We start from the raw sequence: 19,609 nt of genomic DNA on the forward strand, positions 1-19,609 counted from the left end.
CCCGCGCCGAGCGGGCTGTTCATCGTGGCGACAGGCCGCGCTCAGGACGTCGCCAGCGTCACCTCGGCCGGCGTGCGCCGCATCAGCACCCGGCCTTCGCGCATCGACAGCAGCGCATGGCCCTGGCTGCGCAGCACCTCGACGTCGCTGTCGGCCGACAGGATCAGCAGGTTGGCCGGACGGCCCTCGGCGATGCCGTGGCGCTCGCCCAGGGCCAGCAGGCGGGCCGGGTGGTCGATGACGAAGTCCAGGCAGCGCTGCAGGTCGACGTGGCCCAGCATGTGGCAGATGTGCAGGCCGGCTTCGAGGATGCGCAGGATGTTGCCGTTGCCCAGCGGATACCACGGGTCCTGGATCGAGTCCTGCGCGAACGCGACCGTCATGCCCGCGCGGTCCAGCTCGGGCACGCGGGTCAGGCCGCGGCGCTTCGGGTAGGTGTCGAAGCGGCCCTGCAGGTGGATGCTCTCGGTCGGGCAGCAGACGAAGCCGATGCCCGACATCGACAGCAGCCGGAACAGCTTGGCGCAGTAGGCGTTGTCGTAGGAGCCCATCGCGGTGGTGTGGCTGGCGGTCACGCGTGCGCCCATGCCGCGCTGGCGGGCGGCCTCGGCCAGCACCTCCAGGAAGCGCGAGTGCGGGTCGTCGGTCTCGTCGCAGTGCACGTCGACCAGGCAGCCGTGGCGCTCGGCCAGGTCCATCAGGAAATGGATCGACGCGACGCCCTGCTCGCGGGTGTTCTCGAAATGCGGGATGCCGCCGACCACGTCCGCGCCGATCGCCACCGCCTCGGTCATCAGCCGGCGGCCGTCCGGGTAGGACTCGATGCCCTCCTGCGGGAAGGCGACGATCTGCAGCTCGACCAGGTGGCGGACCTCGTCGCGCACCTCCACCATCGCGCGCAGCGCGGCCAGGCTCGGATCGGTCACGTCCACATGGGTGCGGACCTGCTGGATGCCGTGGCGGGCCAGCATCTGCAGCGTCGCATGGGCGCGCGCCTTGGTGTCCTCGTGGGTGACCAGCGCCTTGCGCTCGGACCAGCGCTCGATGCCCTCGAACAGCGTGCCGCTCATGTTCCAGGCCGGCTGGCCGGCGGTCAGCGCGGCGTCCAGATGGATGTGCGGCTCGATGAAGGGCGCGACCACCAGGTGGCCGGCCGCGTCGGTGTCGGCCAGCCCGCTGGCGACGAGGCCGGGCTGTGCCTCGATCGCGGCGATGCGGCCGCCCGACAGGCGCAGCGTGTGCAGGCCCACACGGTCGCGCAGGCGGGCGTTGAGGATGCGGGACATGGTGTTCCTTTCGAAGTTCCGGGCCACGGGACGTGGTGTTGCATCAAGCATGCCCGAGCGGCGTGTCGGCCCCGCTACCATCCTCGCGCCTGGGTTCCAGCCCAGGCTGGAAACCCACCCTTGACCGCGACCCTGGCCCCCGACACCACCTCATCCAGCCGTCCCGATGCCCGCCGTTCGCAGCGCACCCTGAGCCGCTCGATCGGGCTGGCGGGCCTGTTGCTGCTCGCGCTCGCCTGGATCGCGACCGCCGCCTTCCTGCAGTACGAGCGCCAGGAGGCGCTGGACTCGCGGGCCCGCGAGAACATGAACCTGGCCCGCGCGCTGGAGGAAATGAGCGTGCGCGTGTTCGCCACGGTCGACCAGGCGACGCAGCGGGTCAGCGAGGCGGTCCGCAGTGGCGACGAGCCGCTGCGCCAGCTGACCCAGTTCGCCAAGGAGACCGGCCTGGTGCCGAACATCCTGGTGCAGCTGTCGCTGGTCGGGCCGGACGGGCACTTCATGGGCAGCAACCTCGATCCGGACGGCTCGCGCACCGGCCGCGTCGACCTGAGCGAGCGCGAGCACATCCGGGCGCATCTCACGCCCAGCCTGGTCGACCGCTCGGCCCAGGGCCTGTTCGCCAAGGGCCTGTTCATCGGCAAGCCGGTGCTGGGCAAGGTCTCGGGGCGCTGGACCCTGCAGCTCTCGCGCCGCATCGACGGGCCGGACGGCCGCGTGCTCGGCGTGGTCGTCGCCTCGGTCGATCCGGCCTATTTCGAGACCGTCTACAGCAGCGTCGACCTGGGCCGCGACGGCGTGGTGACGCTGGTCGGCGAGGACCTGATGGTGCGCGCCCGGGTGGTCGACGGCCGACGCGCCGGCATGGGCCAGCGCATCGCCGGCGCCGGGCCGATGTCGCAGCCGGCGCTCGCGACCACCAGCACCTACCAGGCCCGCAGCGGCGTCGACGGCATCGACCGCGTGATCGCGCTGCGCCGCATCACCGGCTTCCCGCTGTTCGTGCTGGTGGGCGCGTCGCTGGACGACGCGCTGGCCGACTGGGTGGCGATGCGCAACGCGCTGGTCGGGCTGATGGGCCTGCTGACCGCCGCGGTCGGGCTGGCGCTCTACGCCTTCACCAACAGCGTGCGGCGGCTGGAAGCCAGCAACCGCGAGCTGGCCGCGAGCGAGGCGCGGGCGCAGACGGCCAACCAGGCGAAGTCGGAGTTCCTGGCCGCGATCTCGCACGAGCTGCGCACGCCGCTGACCAGCATCCGCGGATTCGCCGAGCTGATGGAGGTCCGCATCGGCGACCCGCGCTATCGGGAACAGGCCGGGCTGATCCGCAAGTCGGCCGAGCACCTGAATGCGCTGCTGACCGAGATCCTCGACCTGGCCAAGGTGGAAGCCGGCGCGATGCCGGTGCGCCATGCACCGGTCGAGCTGGCGCCGCTGCTGCGCGGCGTGGCCGAGCTGTTCGCGGTCACCGCCAACGAGAAGGGCCTGGCGCTGGACCTGGACCTGGCGGCGGATCTGCCGGCCACGCTGGTCTGCGACGAACTGCGGCTCAAGCAGGTGCTCAACAACCTGATGTCCAACGCGCTGAAGTTCACCCGCGAGGGCCGGGTGACGCTGTCGGCCGAGACCGCCGAGACCGCCGGCCGGCCGGTCATCCGGCTGCATGTGAGCGACACGGGTCCGGGCATCGCGCCCGAGCTGCACGAGCTGATCTTCGAGCGATTCCGCCAGGCCGATGCGCGCATCAGCCATGAACACGGCGGCACCGGCCTGGGGCTGGCGCTGGCCCGTGCGCTGGCCGAGCTGATGGGTGGGACGCTGGGGGTGGATTCGGCACCGGGACGTGGCGCGCGCTTCACGCTGACGCTGCCGCGCGAGCCGCTCGCGCCGTCGGCGTCCGAGCCGGACGCCGGGTCAGGCACCGACCGCTAGGCCGGCGCCCGGGACCGCGGGTGGGCGGTCTCGTTCAGGCCCTGGATCAGGCCTTCTTGTTCCAGGCGCTGCACCAGCCGGCGGCCGCGACCTGCTTGCCGGCGAACAGCGGACAGTTGCCGGCCTTGTCGCCGGCCTTGCCCTGGAAGATGGCGCAGTTGCCGCAGTTCTGGCCGGCCGCGTACTTCGGGAACTTCTTCGTGTCGGCCTTCGTGGCGTCTGCGACATAGCCGAGCGCAGCCGCCTGGGCGTCCTTCGGGTCAACCATGGTCTGGGCGCGGGCGCCCAGGCTCATCGCGGCGCCAGAGGCGGCCACGGTCATCAGGAAAACGCGACGTTGCATCGACATGGTGTTGTGCTCCAAGGGGTGAGTGAACCGGTCCGCGATGCGTGTTTGCGTCACGTTTCGCGGCCGGCCGGAGTATCTGGCCACCGGACTGCATCGGCCAGGGGTGGGGCTGTTGCCGATGCAAAGGTTCGTTGCTGACTTGACCCGCGTCAATCCGCATCGACAGCGCCGTCGTTCATCGGCCCGTCACCAGGCCGACCAGCGTCGCGCCCAGCAGCGCCAGGATCGGGAAGGCGCTCAAACCGAAGCCCAGGCTGCGGCTGCCCGGATCGCGCAGGTAGGCGCGGCGGTAGACCATCCGGCCGACCAGGTAGACGCCGCCGGCGGCGGCAACCCAGCCGGCCGGCCAGTGTCGAGCGGCCAGGTAGAGGGCCGGCAGCAGGGCCACGAGCAGCTCCAGCGTGTTCATCTGGACGCGGTAGGCGCGCTCGAACATCTCGTGCCCGGTGACGGCCGGCGCGTGCACGCCGTAGCGCCCTCGCGCCGCGCCGACGAGGAGGCCGAAGACGATGAATTGCAGCACCGCAAGGGTGGCGACCAGGTCGATCCAGTTCATGGGGTTCCGTGGGGTGGTTGAGGAAGCGTGGAGGAAGGGACGGGGATCCGTGCCGGCGCTCAGGCGGCCGAGCCCTTCAGGGCGGTCACCTCGATCTCGATCTTCATGCGCGGATCGGCCAGCCCGGCGCTGATCATCATCGCCGCCGGGCGGACCTCGCCGAAGGCCGTGCGCAGCGCCGGCCAGCAGGCCGGGAAGTCGTCGCCGTCCGGCAGCACGTAGGTCGCGCGCACGACCTCGTGCAGGTTGCTGCCGGCCTGTTCGAGCGCCCGGGCGATGTTGCGCAGGCACTGGGCGGCCTGTTCGCCGACGTCGTCGCTGATGGCCATGCTGGCGTAGTCGAAGCCGGTGGTGCCGGAGACGAAGACCCAGTCGCCGACGACCACGGCGCGGGAGTAACCGATGTCGGCCTCGAAGGGGGAGCCGGAAGAGATGAGCTGGCGGGGCATGGGCAAGCGTGGTCGGTGTGGCGTGTGGGTGTGGGTGCTGGTATCGGTGCTGGTGTGGGTGCCGGTATGGGTGCCGGTATCGGAGGGCTGGCGCCGTTGAAGCCGGTTCAGGGTCCGATCCTCGCCCAGATCCAGAAGTCGTCCGGGATGCCACGCACGTGGCGGTAGGACCGCAGCAGGCCTTCGCGCTGGTAGCCGCTGCGTTCGAGCACGCGCTGCGAACGGTCGTTGCCGACCCGCACGGTGGCCTGCACCCGCACCAGGCCAGCCGGCCCGAGCGCCCAGTCGGTCACGCCCCGGCAAACCGCCGTGGCGATGCCGGCGCCCCTGGCCTCGGGGGCCAGCTCGTAGCCGATCTCGGCCCGGCGGTCCGCCATCGAGACCGAATGCAGGCCGACCGTGCCCAGCAGCGTGCCGCCGTCCCGAGCCAGCACGGCCCAGCGCCGGGGGGCGTCGGCGGCGTCCGATTCGTTGCCGAGCACATGGCCGATCAGGTCCTCGGCGCGGCCGACGTTCCAGCTGGTCGGCCCATGCACGGCTGGCTGCGCCAGCAGCGCGAACCACGCCGCCAGGTCGTCGCGGACCAGCGGACGCAGCCGGACGGCGGGATGGGCGCAGGTGGGGGCGCAGCGGGTCTGGGGATGCTCGTGCATGTGCCATGGCCTCGCGGTTGCATCGCGCCGAGCTTGCCACAGCATGGAACGGCCCCCGCTCACTCCCGCCCGATCAGCCGCTCCAGGTAGACCACATCCAGCCAGCGGCCGAACTTGCGGGCGACCTCGTGGAAGTGGGCGCAACGGGTGTAGCCGACGCGCTCGTGCAGGCGGATGCTGGCGAGCTGTTCGGTGCAGGCGCCGGCGATCAGGCTGTGATAGCCGATCTGGCGGGCGCTCGCGACCAGCTGCGTCATCAGCGCGGTGCCGTAGCCGCAGCCCAGGTGGTCGGGGTGGAGGTAGACCGAGCTTTCGGCCGTGTGGCCGTAGGCGCTGCGGGGCTGGTGCAGGGACAGCGCGGCCCAGCCGATGCACTGGCCGTCAAGCTCGGCGACCCAGATCGGCAGCTCGGCGCTGCGTTCGCAGATGAAGGTCACCCGGCTGTCGACCGAGACCGGCTCGGTCATGAAGGTCGAGGTGCTGTGCTCGATGTAGTGGTTCAGGACGGTGGCCAAGGCCCGCGCATCGCGCTCGGCGCCGGGGCGGATCAGGAAGGCAGGCATGTGGGGCAGGGGGACGCGCATGGCAGGCGGTGGGTGGGCTGGGGCGATGATCGGCGCAGCCGGCGTGACAGTGTGTGCCGCCGGCCCGCAGGCCGGGGGCGTCCGGGGCGTGTCCGGGGCGTCCGAGGCGGCGGCCAGGCACCCGTTTCGCGGGTAAACCACATGTGGAATATCGCTTGCTAACCGGCTTCACGATGCACAGCAGAACCCCACCTCCTTCGATCCTGCCGCCCGGCACGGATGCCGCCGATGCACCCGATGCACCCGATGCACCCGATGCGCCGGCCGGCAGCACCGCCCGCGTGGTTGGCGTCGAGGCACCGGCCCGGCTGCACCTCGGATTCCTCGATCCGGCCGGCACGCTCGGCCGGCCCTTCGGCAGCATCGGCCTGACCGTCGACGCGCCGCAGACCCGCCTGAGCCTGCGCGCCGCGACACGTGCCGAAGCGGCCGCTGGCCGTGCCGGCGTCAGCGCCGACCCCGGCGTGCCCGAGGCCGAGGTCGAACGCGCCGCCCGCCACCTGCACACGCTGCGCCAGCGCAGCGGTCGCCACGAACCCGCCCTGCACCTGACGCTGCACGCGTGCTTGCCGGCCCATGCCGGGCTGGGCTCGGGCACCCAGCTGGCCTTGGCGGTCGGCCGGGCCTTCTGCCGCTGGCATGGGCTGGACCTGCCGAGCGCCACGCTGGCCGCCTGGCTGGGCCGGGGGCTGCGCTCGGGCGTGGGCATCGCCGGCTTCGACGCGGGCGGGCTGCTGCTCGACGGCGGGCCGCTGGCCGACGGCTCGCCCGCGCCGCTGCTGTCGCGCATCGCGGTGCCCGAAGGCTGGCGCGTGCTGGTCGTGACCGATCCGTCCAGCCGCGGCCTGTCGGGCGATGCCGAACGGGCCGCGCTGGCCAGCCTGCCGCCGCTGTCGCGCGAACAGGCCGCCGCCATCTGCCACGAGACGCTGATGCGCCTGCTGCCGGGCTTCGCCGGGGCCGGTTTCGGCGTCGCGGCGGCTGGGCTGACGGCGATCCAGGACGTGCTGGGCGGCCATTTCGCGCCGGCCCAGGACGGCGAGCCCTACACCAGCCCGGCGGTCGGCCGGCTGATGCGCTGGCTGCGTTCGGCCGCTGCCGTCCCCGGCGAGGGCCCGGCAGCCGGTTCGCCCGCCGATCCACCCGGTGCGGGCATCGGCCAGACCAGCTGGGGCCCGACCGCCTTCGCGCTGCTGCCCTCGGCGGCGCGGGCCCAGGCACTGATCGGCGCGGCGCAGGCCGCCGGCCAGATCGCGCCGGGCCTGCAGTGGCGCATCGCCACACCCCTGAACCGCGGCGCCCGCGTGTCCGAGCGACTCGCCGCGCGGTGGTCCGCCGATCCGGCCCGTTGCGTGGCCTGAGCCGCGCCCATTCCTCCGACGACATCCCGCAGGTCCGCCATGGAACGCCCCTACGTCCTCCATATGTTCACGCCCGGCTCGCAGATGAGCCCCTTCGACATCAACATGGCCGCCGACGCCGGCTGGCAGGTCATCACGCCGTACTGCGGCGTGGCGCTGGCGGGCATCCGGGGGCTGACGCAGGACACGGTCTTCTCGCGCAGCCCGAAGGGCCTGGCGCGCACCGGCATCTTCATCGGCGGGCGCGACGCGCTGCTGGCCGCCGACATGCTGGACGCCGCGAAGCAGGCGCTGGTCGGGCCGTTCACGGTCTCGTTGATGGCCGACCCGAGCGGGGCCTACACGACCGCGGCAGCCATGGTCGCCTGCGTCGAGGCTGGCCTGAAGCAGCAGGGCCATGCCGACGGCTATGCCGGCCGGCGGGTGGTCGTGCTGGGCGGCACCGGGCCGGTCGGCCGCATCGCCGGCGTGCTGGCGGCGCAGGCCGGGGCCTCGGTGGCGCTGTCCAGCCGCAACGGCATCGACGTGGCCGACGAGGCCGCGCAGGCCACCGCACGGCGCTTCGGCGTCCGGCTCGAAGGCGTCAGCGGCGGTGACCGGGCGGCCGTGCGGGCCTCGATCGCCGAGGCCGACGTGATCCTGGCCTGCGCCGCCGCCGGCGTGCAGGTCGTCTCCGCCGAGGACCTGGCCGTGGCCGGTTCGCTGCGGGTGGCGGCCGACGTCAACGCGGTGCCGCCGGCCGGCATCGCCGGCGTCGACGTGATGGCCCGCAACGCCCCGATCCCCGGCAGCGCGGCCCTGGGCATCGGCGCGCTGGCGATCGGCAACGTCAAGTACCAGACCCAGCAGCAGCTGATGCGGCGCATGCACGAGGCCGGCAGCCCGCAGGTGCTGGGCTTTGCCGAGGCCTTCGAGACCGCGCGCGCCCACCTGGCCGTCAGCGTGGCGGCGGCCGGATGAGCGCGCCGGTCCTGGTCGTCGCCGGCCTGTCGGTGCGGGCGCTGGCGCAGGCCGCCCGGCGCGACGGCTGCGAGGTCATCGGCCTGGACCTGTTCGGCGACGCCGACACCCGCGCGGCCTGCCGCCACTGGCTGCCGCTGGCGCGCGCCACGGGGGGCGAGCCGGGCGTCTGGCAGATCGACCCGGCCAGCCTGCGCGCGGCCTGGGCCGAGGCGCTGCGCGGGTGTGCGGCGCAGGGCCTGCCCGCGCCGCTGGGCCTGCTGCTGGGCAGCGGCTTCGCGCGCGAAGGCGCCGACCTGGCCGACCTGCCGGTGCTGGGCAGCGCCGCCGCCGACATCGCGGTGCTGCGCGACCCGGCACGCTTCTTCGGTGCACTGAAGGCGCTGGGCATCGAGCACCCGCCCGTTTCGCTGCGGCCGGTGAACACGCCGGGCTGGCTGCGCAAGGACCTGGCCGCCTGTGGCGGCGCGCATGTCCAGCCGGCCGATGGCGTGGCGGCGGCCCCCGGCGGTCCCGGCCTGTACTGGCAGCAGCGGCTGCTGGGCGAGGCGATGTCGCTGACGCTGGTCGCTGCGGCCGGCGAGGACGGTGGCCGGGCCGCGCTGCTCGGCCTGAACCGGCTGCTGACCCATGCCGGGCCCGACGGCGCCTCGCACGGCCACGGCGGCGTCATCGGCCCCTTGCCGTGGACGGCAGGATCGCAGGCCCAGTTGCAGACGCTGGCCGACCGGCTGGTGCGGCGCTTCCGGCTGCGTGGCCTGGTCGGCATTGACCTGCTGCTGGTGGCCGGGCGCTGGCAGGTGCTGGAGATCAACCCGCGGCCGACCGCCAGCCTGGTGCTCTACGGCGCCGGCGAGCCCGACCACGCCGCCGGCACCTGGGCCGGTCCGGGCGCGGGCCTGGTGCAGGCCCATCTGCGCGCCTGCCGCGACGGTGCGCCACCCGATGCGCTGGCGCTCGCCGCCTGGCGCGGCGGTGCGCAGGGCCGGCTGCGCGGCTGCGAGCTGGTGCGCAGCCCCGTCGACGGCCTGCTCAGTGCCGCCGGCGTGGCCCGGCTGCAGGCCCAGGCGGCGACGCTGGGCCTGCACGACCTGCCGGCCGGGCCGCAGCCGCTGCACGCCGGTGCCCCGGTGTGCAGCGTGCAGGTCGTCGCGACCTCGGCCCATGGCGACGCCGCGCTGGTGCGGCGACTGCTGGAACGCCGCGTTGCCGCCGCCCAGGCCCTGCTGATCGACGCGCCGCCGGCGGCGCAGGACGAGACGCCCGACCTCCCGATCGAGATCCCTGCATGACCGACACCGTCCATCCTCCCCGCACACCGCCGCTGGCCGGCTCGCGCCTGTCCGTCAACCGCCTTGCCGCGCCGATCGTGCGCGACCTGCTCGCGCGCGCCGACGCGTTGGGCCTGGCGGTCAGCCGCACGGCCGAGGGCGTCTGCCTGATCGACGCCGGCATCGCGGTGCCGGGCAGCGTCGAGGCCGGCCTGCGCATCGCCGAGGTCTGCCTCGGCGGCCTGGGCACGGTGACGCAGCGGCTGGCCCCGCAGGCCGGCTGGCCGCACTGGCTGGACGTCGCCAGCGCGCAGCCGGTGCTGGCCTGCCTGGGCAGCCAGTACGCCGGCTGGAGCCTGGCCGCCAGCGCCGAGGAAACCGGCGCGAAGAAGTTCTTCGCGCTCGGCTCCGGCCCGGCCCGCGCGCTGGCCCGCAAGGAGCCGCTCTACGCCGAGCTGGGCTATGTCGATGACGGCGATGCCGGCGTGATCGTGCTGGAGGTCGACCGCATGCCGCCGCCGGTCGTGCTGGCCAAGATCCTGCGCGACTGCCACCTGCCGGCCGAGGGCCTGACGGTGATCCTCACGCCCACCCGCAGCCTGGCCGGCCTGACCCAGGTGGTGGCCCGCGTGCTGGAGGTGGCGCTGCACAAGGCCCATGCGCTGCACTTCGCGCTGGCCGACATCGTCGATGGCAGCGCCAGCGCGCCGCTGCCCGCGCCGGTCGCCGACGGGGTCGCCGCGATGGGCCGCAGCAACGACGCGATCCTCTACGGCGGCCAGGTCCGGCTGGCCGTGCGCGGCAGCGTCGAGGCGGCGCGCTCGCTGGCCCGGCAACTGCCGGCGATCAACTCGCCCGACCACGGCAAGCCCTTTGCCGAGCTGTTCCAGGCGGCCGGCCACGACTTCTACAAGATCGACCCGATGCTGTTCGCGCCGGCCGAGGTCTGGGTCAGCCACCTCGACAGCGGCCTGACCTTCCATGCCGGCCGGACCGACCTGGGCCTGTTGCTGCCCCACTGGCTGCAAGAAGCCTGAGAGGCTCACGCGATGAGCCTGCCGAGCCCGCCCGCCGTCCACCGCCTGCGCGTGGCCATCATGACCGACGAGATCGGCTGGCACACGCGCCAGCTGCAGAAGGCGCTGCGCGCGCGCGGTGGTGTCGGGCGCTGCATCGACCTGGCCGACTGCGAGATCGACACCTCCGCCGGCCCGCATGGCCTGCTGCTGCCCGGCTACGGCCGCACGCTGCCCGACGCGGTGATCGTGCGCGGCATCGCCGCCGGCAGCTTCGAGCAGGTCACCCAGCGGCTGGCCGTGCTGCATGCGCTGCAGGCGCTGGGCGTGCCGGTCTACAACGAGGCCCGCGCGATCGAGCGCAGCGTCGACAAGGGCATGACCAGCCTGCTGCTGCACGCCGCTGGCATCCCGATGCCGCCGACCTGGGCGACCGAGTCGGCGGCGCGGGCCCGGCGCATCCTCGTGCGCGAGGGCGCGGCCGGCCATGCGCTGGTCCGCAAGCCGCTGTTCGGCTCGCAGGGCAAGGGCCTGATGCAGGTCGGCGCGACGCCCGAGGGCTGGGTCGACCTGCCAGCCGAGCGCAGCGGTCACCACTACCTGCAGCGCTTCCTGCCGCCGTTGGCGCAGCCCGGACACGACTGGCGCGTGATGGTCATCGGTGGCCGGGCGGTGGCCGCGATGCGGCGCGTCAGCGAACACTGGGTCCACAACGTCGCCCAGGGCGCGCGCTGCGAGGCGGCCGAACTCACGCCGGCACTGGCCGGCATCGCCGAGGCCGCCAGCGCGGCGCTGGGCCTGGACTATGCCGGCGTCGACCTCATGCCCGCCGCCGGCCGGCACCCGCTGCAGGTGCTGGAGGTCAACGGCGTGGCCGCCTGGCGTGGTCTGCAGCAGGTCACGCCCTTCGCGGTCGCGCAGGCCCTGGTCGATGACCTGATCGACCGCAAGATGGCCGGCCTGTCCGCCACCAGGCCGCAGCCGGTCGCGACCGCTCCGCTGCGGGCCGTCTCGATGCGGCGGGCCTGAGCCGTGCCGACCGCCGCGATCCGCCGCGCCTTCCTGCGCGCCTGCGCCTGGGACGTCGCGGTGCGCAAGCCGGGCAACGTCAGCGCCGCCTCGGGCGGCCACGGCATGCAGGCCCGGACCTTCCTCGACAGCGCCGCCGCCTCGGTCGACGGGCTGTGTGCGGCGCGTGCGCCGGTCGGTGCGCGCATCGAGGCGGCCATCGCCGCGAGCTGGTCGCGGGTCGGCTGCAACACCAACCTCGGCATCGTGCTGCTGTGCGCGCCGATCGCGGCGGCGGCCGAGGCCTGCACCTCGCCGGGTGACCTGCGGACGGCCGTCCAGGCGGTGCTGGCCGACCTCGACGTCGCCGATGCCGAGGCCGCCTACCGGGCCATCGTGCAGGCCCATCCGGGCGGCCTGGGATCGGCCGAGGCGCAGGACGTGCACGAGGCGCCCAGCGTGACGCTGCGCGAGGCCATGGTGCTGGCGGCCGACCGCGATCGCATCGCGCGCCAGTACCGCGACGGACTGGCCGAGCTGTTCGACCTGGGCCTGCCGGCGCTGGCCGGCAGGGGCGTCGCGCCCGCACCGTCGGACGACCCGTTCGACGTGCCGGCCGATGCGGCCTCGGTCGCGGCGGTGCAGCGGCTCTACCTCGCCTGGCTGGCCAGCGACCACGATTCACACATTGTTCGCAAGCACGGCGAGGCCGTGGCACACAGTGTCCTCGTCGACGCCAGGGTCTGGCGGGAGCGGGCGGCGGGTGGCGCGGCGCTCGATGCCGATCCGGCCTGGACGGCCTGGGACCACGACCTGAAGTCGCGCCGCATCAACCCCGGCACCAGCGCCGACCTCACCGTCGCCACGCTGATGCTGGCCGCGCTGGTCGCCTGACGCCCAGGCATCGGGACCGTCCCCAGGTGACACCCCGGGTGGCACGGAACGTGATTAGGTGAGGGTGGGGGCGCCGTCCTGAGTGGCCGGCCGTCACACCACAGAACCTTCAATTGGAGACGGAAACATCATGGCAAAGATCGATCGCATGCTGGTGGGAGAGTCGCTCGTCGGCGACGGCAACGAGGTGGCCCACATCGACCTCATCATCGGCCCGCGCGGCAGCGCTGCCGAGACCGCCTTCGCGAACTGCCTGACCAACAACAAGGACGGCTTCACCTCGCTGCTGGCGGTGGTGGCGCCCAACCTGCTGTGCAAGCCCGCGACCGTGATGTTCAACAAGGTCACCATCAAGGGTGCCAAGCAGGCCGTGCAGATGTTCGGCCCGGCGCAGCGTGCGGTGGCCATGGCCGTGGCCGACAGCGTCGAGGACGGCACCATCCCGGCCGACGAGGCCGACAACGTCTTCATCTCGGTGGGCGTGTTCATCCACTGGGCCGCCGAGGACGACCGCAAGATCCAGGACTACAACTACGCCGCGACCAAGGAAGCCCTGGCCCGCGCCGTGGCCAACTCGCCGACCGCCGCCGAGGTCGTCGCACGCAAGGGCAGCGCCGCCCACCCGTTCGCGGCCAAGTGACGCGTTGACGCGGCAGGCGCGAGCCGCCTGCCGCTGGCTCACTCGATGAGCCCATGACGGCCTTGCCGGCCGGCTCCGACCGGGCGCGGCAAGGCGGTGTGTCTTCCGGGAAACAGGGGAACTTGTCGAGCGGGTCTGTCAGGGCAGGCCCGCTCTTTTTTCGTGTCTGGCCGGCTGGTCTGGCCGGCTCATGTGGTCAGTTCGTGACGGCCGGCCGGTGCCGCTTCAGCGCCAGGAACCCTCGTCGCCATCGGCCACGCGCGGCGGCGTGGCCTGCGGCACGGTGCCCGCGCCGATCCAGCGCAGCACCTGCGCGCCGGCTTGCGGCGCACGGGCGGCCGCTCGCTGCGCTTGACCGGCCGCGCGGCGGCGTTCGATCTGCACGCCCACGGCCTGCACGTTGTCGAACTTGCGCGGCTTGACCACCTTGACGCGCACCCAGGCCGCGCCGAAGTCGACCAGCAGCATCTGCGCGATGCGCTCGGCCAGGGCTTCGAGCAGCGTGACGCCGTGGTCGCGCATCAGCGCATCGAGCCGGTCGCGCACGACGCCGTAGTCGATCGTGTCGGCGATGTGATCGCTGTCGCAGGCGAGCGCACGCGGCAGGCCGGCCTGCACGTCGATCACCAGCGGCTGCGTGCGGTGGAACTCCGACGGGTGGATGCCGATGACCGTCTCGCCGGTGTAGCCCTCGATGAAGATCAGGTCCAGCGCCGGGGCGGTGGCATCGCCCTCGGGCATGCTGGCATGCAGGGGCATCGGGCGGGGTGCGGCGTGCATCGGGTCGGTCTCCTCGTCGTTGGGGTTCATCGTGTCACGGCGCACCGCCAGACGGCTGCGCCGGCGGCCCACCACGCATCAACCGTGCCCGCGACGATTTGTCGCGAGGCTTCGGTTTGGGCTCGACAAGGTCAGGACAAACACCGCTTTCATTCGCGAGGGGCCGGGAAAAAATCCGGCTTCTCGTTGCAGGACCCGTCTCGAGGTCCCGGTCGCAGGATGTGTCCACGCCGGCAGCCCGCCGTCCTGTTCCAACGCGCGGCCCGACGTGTCCCACCTTCGCTGCAGGAGTCCCCGATGGCGATCACCGTCCTCAACACCGGCCGACATGCCGAACGTGTCTTCGATGTCGTGCGCAGCGGCTTCGGCGAGGAGAACAACGACGTCGTCGCGCGTTCCTGGCGGCGCTGCCTCGACGAGTACCTGCTGCACCCGGACCGCCCGCGCGAGCTGCGCGCGCTGGAGCCGTCCGCGCTGCATGAGCGCCTGGCCCGCATGGCCACGCTGGTCGACTGCGCCCGCCACGAGATGGCCACGCTGTTCCAGCAGCTGGCTGACCAGGAGGCGGCGGTCGTGCTGACCGACACCGACGGCGTCATCCTGCACATGGTCGCCTCGCCCGAGTTCTCCGAGGAGGTCGCGCCGCTGGGCCTGCGCCCCGGCGTGTTCTGGAGCGAGACCGAGGCCGGCACCAACGGCATGGGCACCTGCCTGGCGGCGGCCGCGCCGGTGGCGGTGCGGCGCGAGGACCACTTCTACACCCAGTACACCGGCCTGACCTGCTCGGCCGTGCCGGTCTACAACCCGGCCGGCGAGATGGCCGCGGTGCTCGACGTCTCCAGCCGCTCCTCGCTGATGCAGCAGCACCTGCTGGTCCTGCTGGGCATGACCGCCCGGATGATCGAGAACCGCCTGATCGACCAGTGCTTCCGGCATGCCCACCCGGTGCACTTCCACAGCCGCCCGGAGTTCGTCTACACGCTGCACGAAGGCCGGCTGGCGGTCTCCGACGACGGCCACATCCTCGCGGCCAACCGCAGCGCGCTGTTCCAGCTGGGGCTGCAGTCGGTGGCCGACATCCGCTCGCGCCGCATCGAGGACATCTTCCAGACCTCGCAGGAAGACCTGCTCCACCGCAGCACGCTGTCGTCCTTCCACCCGGTCGTGACCTACCGCGCGCATGCCTCGCACCGCTTCTTCGCGGTGATGCGGCGGCCGGCCTTCGAGGCCAGCGCGCTGCAGCTCGGTTCGGGCGCCAGCTCGGCCCAGGCCAGCGCGCCGGGCCGCGTGCTGACGCCGACCCGCACGCCCTTGCCACGTCCGCTGACGGCGCCGGCCGCACCGGTCGGCCCGACCCTGGCCGACCCGACGCTGGCGCGCCAGCTCGACGTCGCGCGGCGCGTCATCGCCCGCCAGACGCCGGTGCTGCTGTGCGGCGAGACCGGCTCGGGCAAGGAGGTCTTCGCCCGCGCGGTGCACGAGGGCAGCCCTCGCAGTGGCGGCGCCTTCGTCGCGGTGAACTGCGCCAGCCTGCCCGAGAGCCTGATCGAGTCCGAGCTGTTCGGCTACCGCGCCGGCGCCTTCACCGGCGCGCAGCGCAACGGCCGGCGCGGCAAGATCCTGCAGGCCGATGGCGGCACGCTCTTCCTCGACGAGATCGGCGACATGCCGCTCGAACTCCAGGCCCGCCTGCTGCGTGTGCTGGAAGAGCGCCAGGTCACGCCGCTGGGTGCCGAGGAGACCGTCGCGGTCGATTTCCAGCTGCTCAGTGCCAGCTACCGCAACCTGATGGAACTGGTCGAGTCCGGCCGCTTCCGCGAGGACCTGTACTACCGGCTGGCCGGCGTGGAGGTCCGCCTGCCGGCACTGCGCGAGCGCAGCGACCGCGCCGAGCTGATCCGCAGCCTGCTGCTGGCCGAGAGCGGCGGCGACGGCCGGCTGTCCGGCGAGGCCGAGCAGCTGCTGATGGCCTATGCCTGGCCCGGCAACGTCCGCCAGCTGCGCCACGCGCTGCGCTCGGCCTGCGCGCTGGCCGATGGCGCGCCGATCCGGCTGGAGCACCTGCCGGTGGCGCTGCAGCGTGCCGCCATCGAGTCCGGCAGCCCGATGACGGCGCTGTCCATGCCCGAGATGCCACGCGAGCCGGCGATCGGCGAGACGCCCGCGCTGTCCGCACCGACCGCACCGCACGCTGGCCCGGCGACCGCGGGCGCACCGGCATCGAACTTGCCTGTGTCGCCCACCGACGAGGCCGCCGACGACGAGGCGGTGCTCAAGCTCAACCCGATCCAAGCCAACGAGCGGCAGATGCTGCTCAAGATGCTCGAACAGCACCGCTGGAACGTCAGCAGCGTGGCCAAGGCCTTCGATGTCAGCCGCAACACCCTGTACCGACGACTGCACAAGTTGCACATCCGACTCTCCCACACCGACTGAGGCGGGGCCCGTCGACGCGCGGCCGGGAGACGACGACGAGGGGGCCGCGCCCGGCCCGGTCCGATCCCGCTTCGCCTGGTGCCTGACCGGCTCGGGGCACGGCCTGCATGAATCGCTGGAACTCGCCGCCCGCCTGCCGCAGGTCGACCTGTTCCTGTCGGCCGCCGGCGAGGAGGTGCTGGGCATCTACGAGATCCCGCTCGACTCGCTGCGCAAGCGCTTCCGCGTGCTGCGCGACAAGACCGCCAGCGCGGTGCCGGTCGGGCGGCTCTACACCGACGTCTATCACACCGTCATCGTCGCGCCGGCCACCAGCAACACGGTGGCCAAGTGCGCCTACGGCTTGAGCGACACGCTGCCCACCAACATGTTCGCGCAGGCCGGCAAGCTGGGCATCCCCGGCATCGTGTTCGCGTGCGACACCGAGCCGGTGGTCGTGACGGAGGCGCCGCACGGCTGGGTCACGCTGCGGCCGCGCCGCATCGAGCTGGACAACGTCGAGCGGCTGCGCGGCATCGACCATGCGCGCGTGGTCGCCTCGGTCGATGAACTCGAACAGGCGCTGACGCTGCGCCTGCATGAACTGTCGCTGTCGTGGATCACCTCGTCTTCCTGACCGGCCGCCTGGCCGAACCGGCGCTGCGGCGCGTGCTCGGCGAGATGGCCGAGGCGGCGGCGCTGCCCTTCAGCTGGGAGGTCCGCGAGATCGGCGTGCAGGTCGCCGCGCTGATGACGCCCGAGCTGATCCGGCGTCGCGTGCCGGCGCCGCTGGCCGCCACGAAGCTGATCGTGCCGGGCCGCTGCCGGGGCGACCTGGCCGAACTGAGCGCCCACTACGGCCTGCCGGTCGAGCGCGGTCCGGAGGAACTCAAGGACCTGCCCCAGCACTTCCGCATGGCCGCCCGCGCGGTCGACCTCAGCCGCTGGCGCACCCGCATCCTGGCCGAGGTCGTCGATGCGCCGCAGCTCTCGGTCGAGGCCACGCTGGCCCGCGCCCGCGACCTCGTGGCCGATGGCGCCGACGTGATCGACCTCGGTTGCCTGCCCGGCACCGACTACCCGCAGCTCGACGATGCCGTGCGGGCCCTGAAGGAAGCGGGTTTCCAGGTGAGCGTGGACTCGCTCCAGGCCGACGAGCTGCTGCGCGGCGGCCGGGCCGGTGCCGACTACCTGCTGAGCCTGCCGCCGTCGCTGCTGTGGGTCGCCGACGAGGTGCCGTCCACCCCCGTGCTGATCGGCCGCGAGCCGGCCGACGAGGAAGGACTCGCCAGCAGCATCGAGGCCTTCCAGCGCCGTGGCCGGGCCTTCCTGGCGGACGCCATCCTCGACCCGATCCCCTTCGGCCTGACCCGCTCGATCGTGCGCTACCAGCGCCTGCGCGACCGTTTCCCCGACGCGCCCATCCTGATGGGCGTGGGCAACCTGACCGAGCTGACCGAGGCCGACACCAGCGGCATCAACGCCTTGCTGCTGGGCATCTGCGCCGAACTGGACGTGGCCGCCATCCTGACCACGCAGGTGAGCGCCCACGCCCGTCGCGCCATCCGCGAGGCCGACGTCGCCCGGCGCGTGATGCATGCGGCGCAGACGCTGCGCACGCTGCCCAAGGGCCTGGGCGACGCGCTGATGACGACCCACGCCAAGCGACCCTGGCCCGACACGCCCGAGGAGATCGCCGCGACCGCCGCCCAGGTGCGCGACCCGAACTTCCGCATCCAGGTCTCGGCCGAGGGCCTGCACGTCTACAACCGCGACGGCCTGCGGCTGGCGCAGGACCCGTTCGTGCTGTGGCCGCAGCTGGGCCTGCACGGCGATGCCGGCCATGCCTTCTACATGGGCGTCGAACTGGCGCGGGCGCAGATCGCCTGGCAGCTCGGCAAGCGCTATGTGCAGGACCGGCCGCTGCAATGGGGCGTGGCCGCCGAGGTGCCGCCCGACCCGACCGGCCTGACCCAGGATGCGGCGGCCTGCGGGCCGGGCCAGGCCGCGAACCCGTCACCCGTCACCCGACCACCCACCACCCGACCTCCCGCCCGCCGGACCGACCCGCCGACATGAACCCGAGCCCCGCCAACGACGTCATCCACGAGGTCGTGCTGACCACCCGCTCGGCCGCCGGCACGCTGCACATCGCGCCGATGGGCGTGCGCTACCGCCGCGAGGCCGGCGTCGACCTGATCGTCGTCATGCCCTTCAAGCCCTCGACCACGCTGGACAACATCCTGGCGCGGCGCGGCGCGGTGCTCAACGTCGTCACCGACACGCGGGTCTTCGCCGGCTGCGTGACCGGCCGGCGCGACTGGCCGACCGAGCCGGTGCCGGCCAACGATGGCCTGCGGCTGGCCCAGGCGCTGCGCCACCTGGCCCTCGAACTGGTCGACCAGCGCGACGACGCGCAGCGCCCGGTGCTGACGCTGCGGGTGATCGAACAGGCCGACCACGCGCCTTTCCTCGGCTTCAACCGGGCCCAGGCGGCGGTGGTCGAAGGCGCGGTGCTGGTCAGTCGGCTCAGGCTGCTGCCGCTCGAACGCATCGAGCGCGAGCTGGCCGCGTTGCAGGTCGCCATCGACAAGACCGCCAGCCCGAACGAGCACGAGGCCTGGGGCTGGCTGCTGGAGGCGGTCGAGCGCCACCGGCAGGTCCAGGCGGCCGCGTCGGCCGCGCCGGAGGGCCGATGAACACGGGTCTTCCGGCCATCGCACCGGTGCGTCTGCCGACCCGCCTGCGTGCCTTGGTCAGCGTGCGCGACGTCGCCGAGGCGCTGCAGGCGGCCGCCGCCGGCGTCGACACCATCGACCTGAAGGACCCGTCCGATGGTGCGCTCGGCGGCCTGCCGCTGGGGGTGATCGCCGACATCGTCGCGGCCCTGCGTGCGCGGACGCCTTCGGCCTCGATCAGCGCCACGGTCGGCGACTGGCCGGCGGCCGCCTGCGCGGCGATCCAGCGCCGGGTCGAGCGCGTCGCAGCCTGCGGCGTCGACCAGGTCAAGGTCGGCATCCCGATGCACGACCCGGCGGCGGCGCGGGACTTGCTCGATGCGCTGGCCGGGCAGGCCCGCGCGAGCGGCATCGCCATCGTTCCGGTGCTGATCGCCGACGACGGCCTCGCGCCGGCCTGCGTCGATGCGGCGGCGGCTGGCGGCTTCCCGGCCGTCATGCTCGACACCGCCGACAAGCGCGGCGGCTCGCTGCTGCAGCGGCGTCCGGCCGGCGAACTGGCAGCCTGGGTCACGGCCTTGCGGCGCGGCGGCGGCCAGGTCGGCCTGGCCGGCGCGCTGATGCCGTCCGACCTGCCGGCGCTGCGGGCGCTGGCACCGGACTACGCCGGCTTCCGATCGGCCGTCTGTGCCGGCGACCGGCGGCTGGGGCTGGATCCGGACCGGCTCGCGGCGCTGCTCGCCGCGCTGGGCTGATGGGGCTAACGGAGCTGACGGG

The 19,609-nt window shown here is 73.2% G+C and carries 20 protein-coding genes; 13 read left to right on the forward strand and 7 right to left on the reverse strand.

All coding sequences use genetic code 11. The features are described from left to right. Positions 1–41 precede the first annotated feature (41 nt). The gene (gene codA / locus Q8X39_RS18985; protein WP_305751263.1) at positions 42–1,286 is read right to left on the reverse strand and encodes a cytosine deaminase; all 1,245 of its coding nucleotides are present in this window, start codon (positions 1,284–1,286) and stop codon (positions 42–44) included. Between the two features lie 120 nt (positions 1,287–1,406). On the opposite strand from codA, the gene Q8X39_RS18990 reads away from it, so the two are divergent. After that, on the forward strand, positions 1,407–3,218 hold the full coding sequence (locus Q8X39_RS18990; protein ID WP_305751264.1) for a sensor histidine kinase: 1,812 nt from the start codon (positions 1,407–1,409) through the stop codon (positions 3,216–3,218). Between the two features lie 46 nt (positions 3,219–3,264). Here the strand turns inward: Q8X39_RS18990 and Q8X39_RS18995 are convergent, their stop codons facing one another. From Q8X39_RS18995 to Q8X39_RS19015, 5 genes are all read right to left on the reverse strand, one after another. Then, complete coding sequence (locus Q8X39_RS18995) at positions 3,265–3,567, reverse strand: high-potential iron-sulfur protein (RefSeq protein WP_305751265.1); 303 nt, start codon at positions 3,565–3,567, stop codon at positions 3,265–3,267. Positions 3,568–3,742: 175 nt separating this feature from the next. Then, positions 3,743–4,123, reverse strand: coding sequence for an MAPEG family protein (locus Q8X39_RS19000; RefSeq protein WP_305751266.1), 381 nt, complete (start codon positions 4,121–4,123; stop codon positions 3,743–3,745). A gap of 59 nt (positions 4,124–4,182) precedes the next feature. Beyond that, positions 4,183–4,572: a RidA family protein gene (locus tag Q8X39_RS19005; RefSeq protein WP_305751267.1), complete on the reverse strand. Its 390-nt coding sequence runs from the start codon at positions 4,570–4,572 to the stop codon at positions 4,183–4,185. Between the two features lie 107 nt (positions 4,573–4,679). Further along, positions 4,680–5,225, reverse strand: coding sequence for a GNAT family N-acetyltransferase (locus Q8X39_RS19010; RefSeq protein ID WP_305751268.1), 546 nt, complete (start codon positions 5,223–5,225; stop codon positions 4,680–4,682). A gap of 59 nt (positions 5,226–5,284) precedes the next feature. Next, positions 5,285–5,788: a GNAT family N-acetyltransferase gene (locus Q8X39_RS19015; RefSeq protein ID WP_305751269.1), complete on the reverse strand. Its 504-nt coding sequence runs from the start codon at positions 5,786–5,788 to the stop codon at positions 5,285–5,287. A gap of 194 nt (positions 5,789–5,982) precedes the next feature. Between Q8X39_RS19015 and Q8X39_RS19020 the strand changes: the two genes are divergently transcribed. From Q8X39_RS19020 to fae, 7 genes are all read left to right on the forward strand, one after another. Continuing rightward, a complete protein-coding gene (locus Q8X39_RS19020) occupies positions 5,983–7,170 on the forward strand; it encodes a GHMP family kinase ATP-binding protein (RefSeq protein ID WP_305751270.1) in 1,188 nt (395 codons plus the stop codon). 39 nt (positions 7,171–7,209) lie between these two features. After that, positions 7,210–8,130, forward strand: coding sequence for an NAD(P)-dependent methylenetetrahydromethanopterin dehydrogenase (locus Q8X39_RS19025; protein ID WP_305751271.1), 921 nt, complete (start codon positions 7,210–7,212; stop codon positions 8,128–8,130). Further along, complete coding sequence (locus Q8X39_RS19030) at positions 8,127–9,422, forward strand: ATP-grasp domain-containing protein (protein WP_305751272.1); 1,296 nt, start codon at positions 8,127–8,129, stop codon at positions 9,420–9,422. Before Q8X39_RS19025 ends, Q8X39_RS19030 begins: the two co-directional genes overlap by 4 nt. After that, complete coding sequence (gene mch / locus Q8X39_RS19035; RefSeq protein ID WP_305751273.1) at positions 9,419–10,438, forward strand: methenyltetrahydromethanopterin cyclohydrolase; 1,020 nt, start codon at positions 9,419–9,421, stop codon at positions 10,436–10,438. Before Q8X39_RS19030 ends, mch begins: the two co-directional genes overlap by 4 nt. 12 nt (positions 10,439–10,450) lie before the next feature. Then, the gene (locus Q8X39_RS19040; protein WP_305751274.1) at positions 10,451–11,446 is read left to right on the forward strand and encodes an ATP-grasp domain-containing protein; all 996 of its coding nucleotides are present in this window, start codon (positions 10,451–10,453) and stop codon (positions 11,444–11,446) included. 3 nt (positions 11,447–11,449) lie between these two features. After that, positions 11,450–12,319 carry a triphosphoribosyl-dephospho-CoA synthase gene (locus tag Q8X39_RS19045; RefSeq protein WP_305751275.1) on the forward strand — a complete coding sequence of 290 codons (870 nt, stop codon included), beginning with the start codon at positions 11,450–11,452 and terminating at the stop codon, positions 12,317–12,319. Positions 12,320–12,449: 130 nt separating this feature from the next. Further along, positions 12,450–12,959, forward strand: a complete 510-nt coding sequence (gene fae, locus Q8X39_RS19050; RefSeq protein WP_305751276.1) for a formaldehyde-activating enzyme — start codon at positions 12,450–12,452, stop codon at positions 12,957–12,959. Positions 12,960–13,184: 225 nt separating this feature from the next. Here the strand turns inward: fae and Q8X39_RS19055 are convergent, their stop codons facing one another. Beyond that, entirely contained in the window at positions 13,185–13,769 is a 585-nt protein-coding gene (locus tag Q8X39_RS19055; protein WP_369538127.1) for a dihydroneopterin aldolase, read from the reverse strand. 267 nt (positions 13,770–14,036) lie between these two features. Here Q8X39_RS19055 and Q8X39_RS19060 point away from each other — a divergent pair, with 267 nt between their 5' ends. The 5 genes from Q8X39_RS19060 to Q8X39_RS19080 are packed head-to-tail and all read left to right on the forward strand — an operon-like array spanning position 14,037 to position 19,587. Further along, entirely contained in the window at positions 14,037–16,175 is a 2,139-nt protein-coding gene (locus Q8X39_RS19060) for a sigma-54-dependent Fis family transcriptional regulator (protein WP_305751277.1), read from the forward strand. After that, a complete protein-coding gene (locus Q8X39_RS19065; RefSeq protein ID WP_305751278.1) occupies positions 16,108–16,791 on the forward strand; it encodes a flavoprotein in 684 nt (227 codons plus the stop codon). The genes Q8X39_RS19060 and Q8X39_RS19065 overlap by 68 nt, the downstream gene beginning before the upstream one ends. Next, positions 16,770–18,233: a DUF6513 domain-containing protein gene (locus Q8X39_RS19070; RefSeq protein ID WP_305751279.1), complete on the forward strand. Its 1,464-nt coding sequence runs from the start codon at positions 16,770–16,772 to the stop codon at positions 18,231–18,233. The genes Q8X39_RS19065 and Q8X39_RS19070 overlap by 22 nt, the downstream gene beginning before the upstream one ends. After that, positions 18,230–18,853 (forward strand): DUF447 domain-containing protein, encoded by a 624-nt coding sequence (locus tag Q8X39_RS19075; RefSeq protein ID WP_305751280.1) that lies wholly within the window; start codon positions 18,230–18,232, stop codon positions 18,851–18,853. The genes Q8X39_RS19070 and Q8X39_RS19075 overlap by 4 nt, the downstream gene beginning before the upstream one ends. Further along, the gene (locus tag Q8X39_RS19080; RefSeq protein WP_305751281.1) at positions 18,850–19,587 is read left to right on the forward strand and encodes a (5-formylfuran-3-yl)methyl phosphate synthase; all 738 of its coding nucleotides are present in this window, start codon (positions 18,850–18,852) and stop codon (positions 19,585–19,587) included. Before Q8X39_RS19075 ends, Q8X39_RS19080 begins: the two co-directional genes overlap by 4 nt. Positions 19,588–19,609 lie beyond the last annotated feature (22 nt).

Origin of the sequence: Leptothrix discophora (assembly GCF_030705305.1) — a bacterium.
GTDB classification, from domain to species: Bacteria; Pseudomonadota; Gammaproteobacteria; order Burkholderiales; family Burkholderiaceae_C; genus Sphaerotilus; species Sphaerotilus discophorus.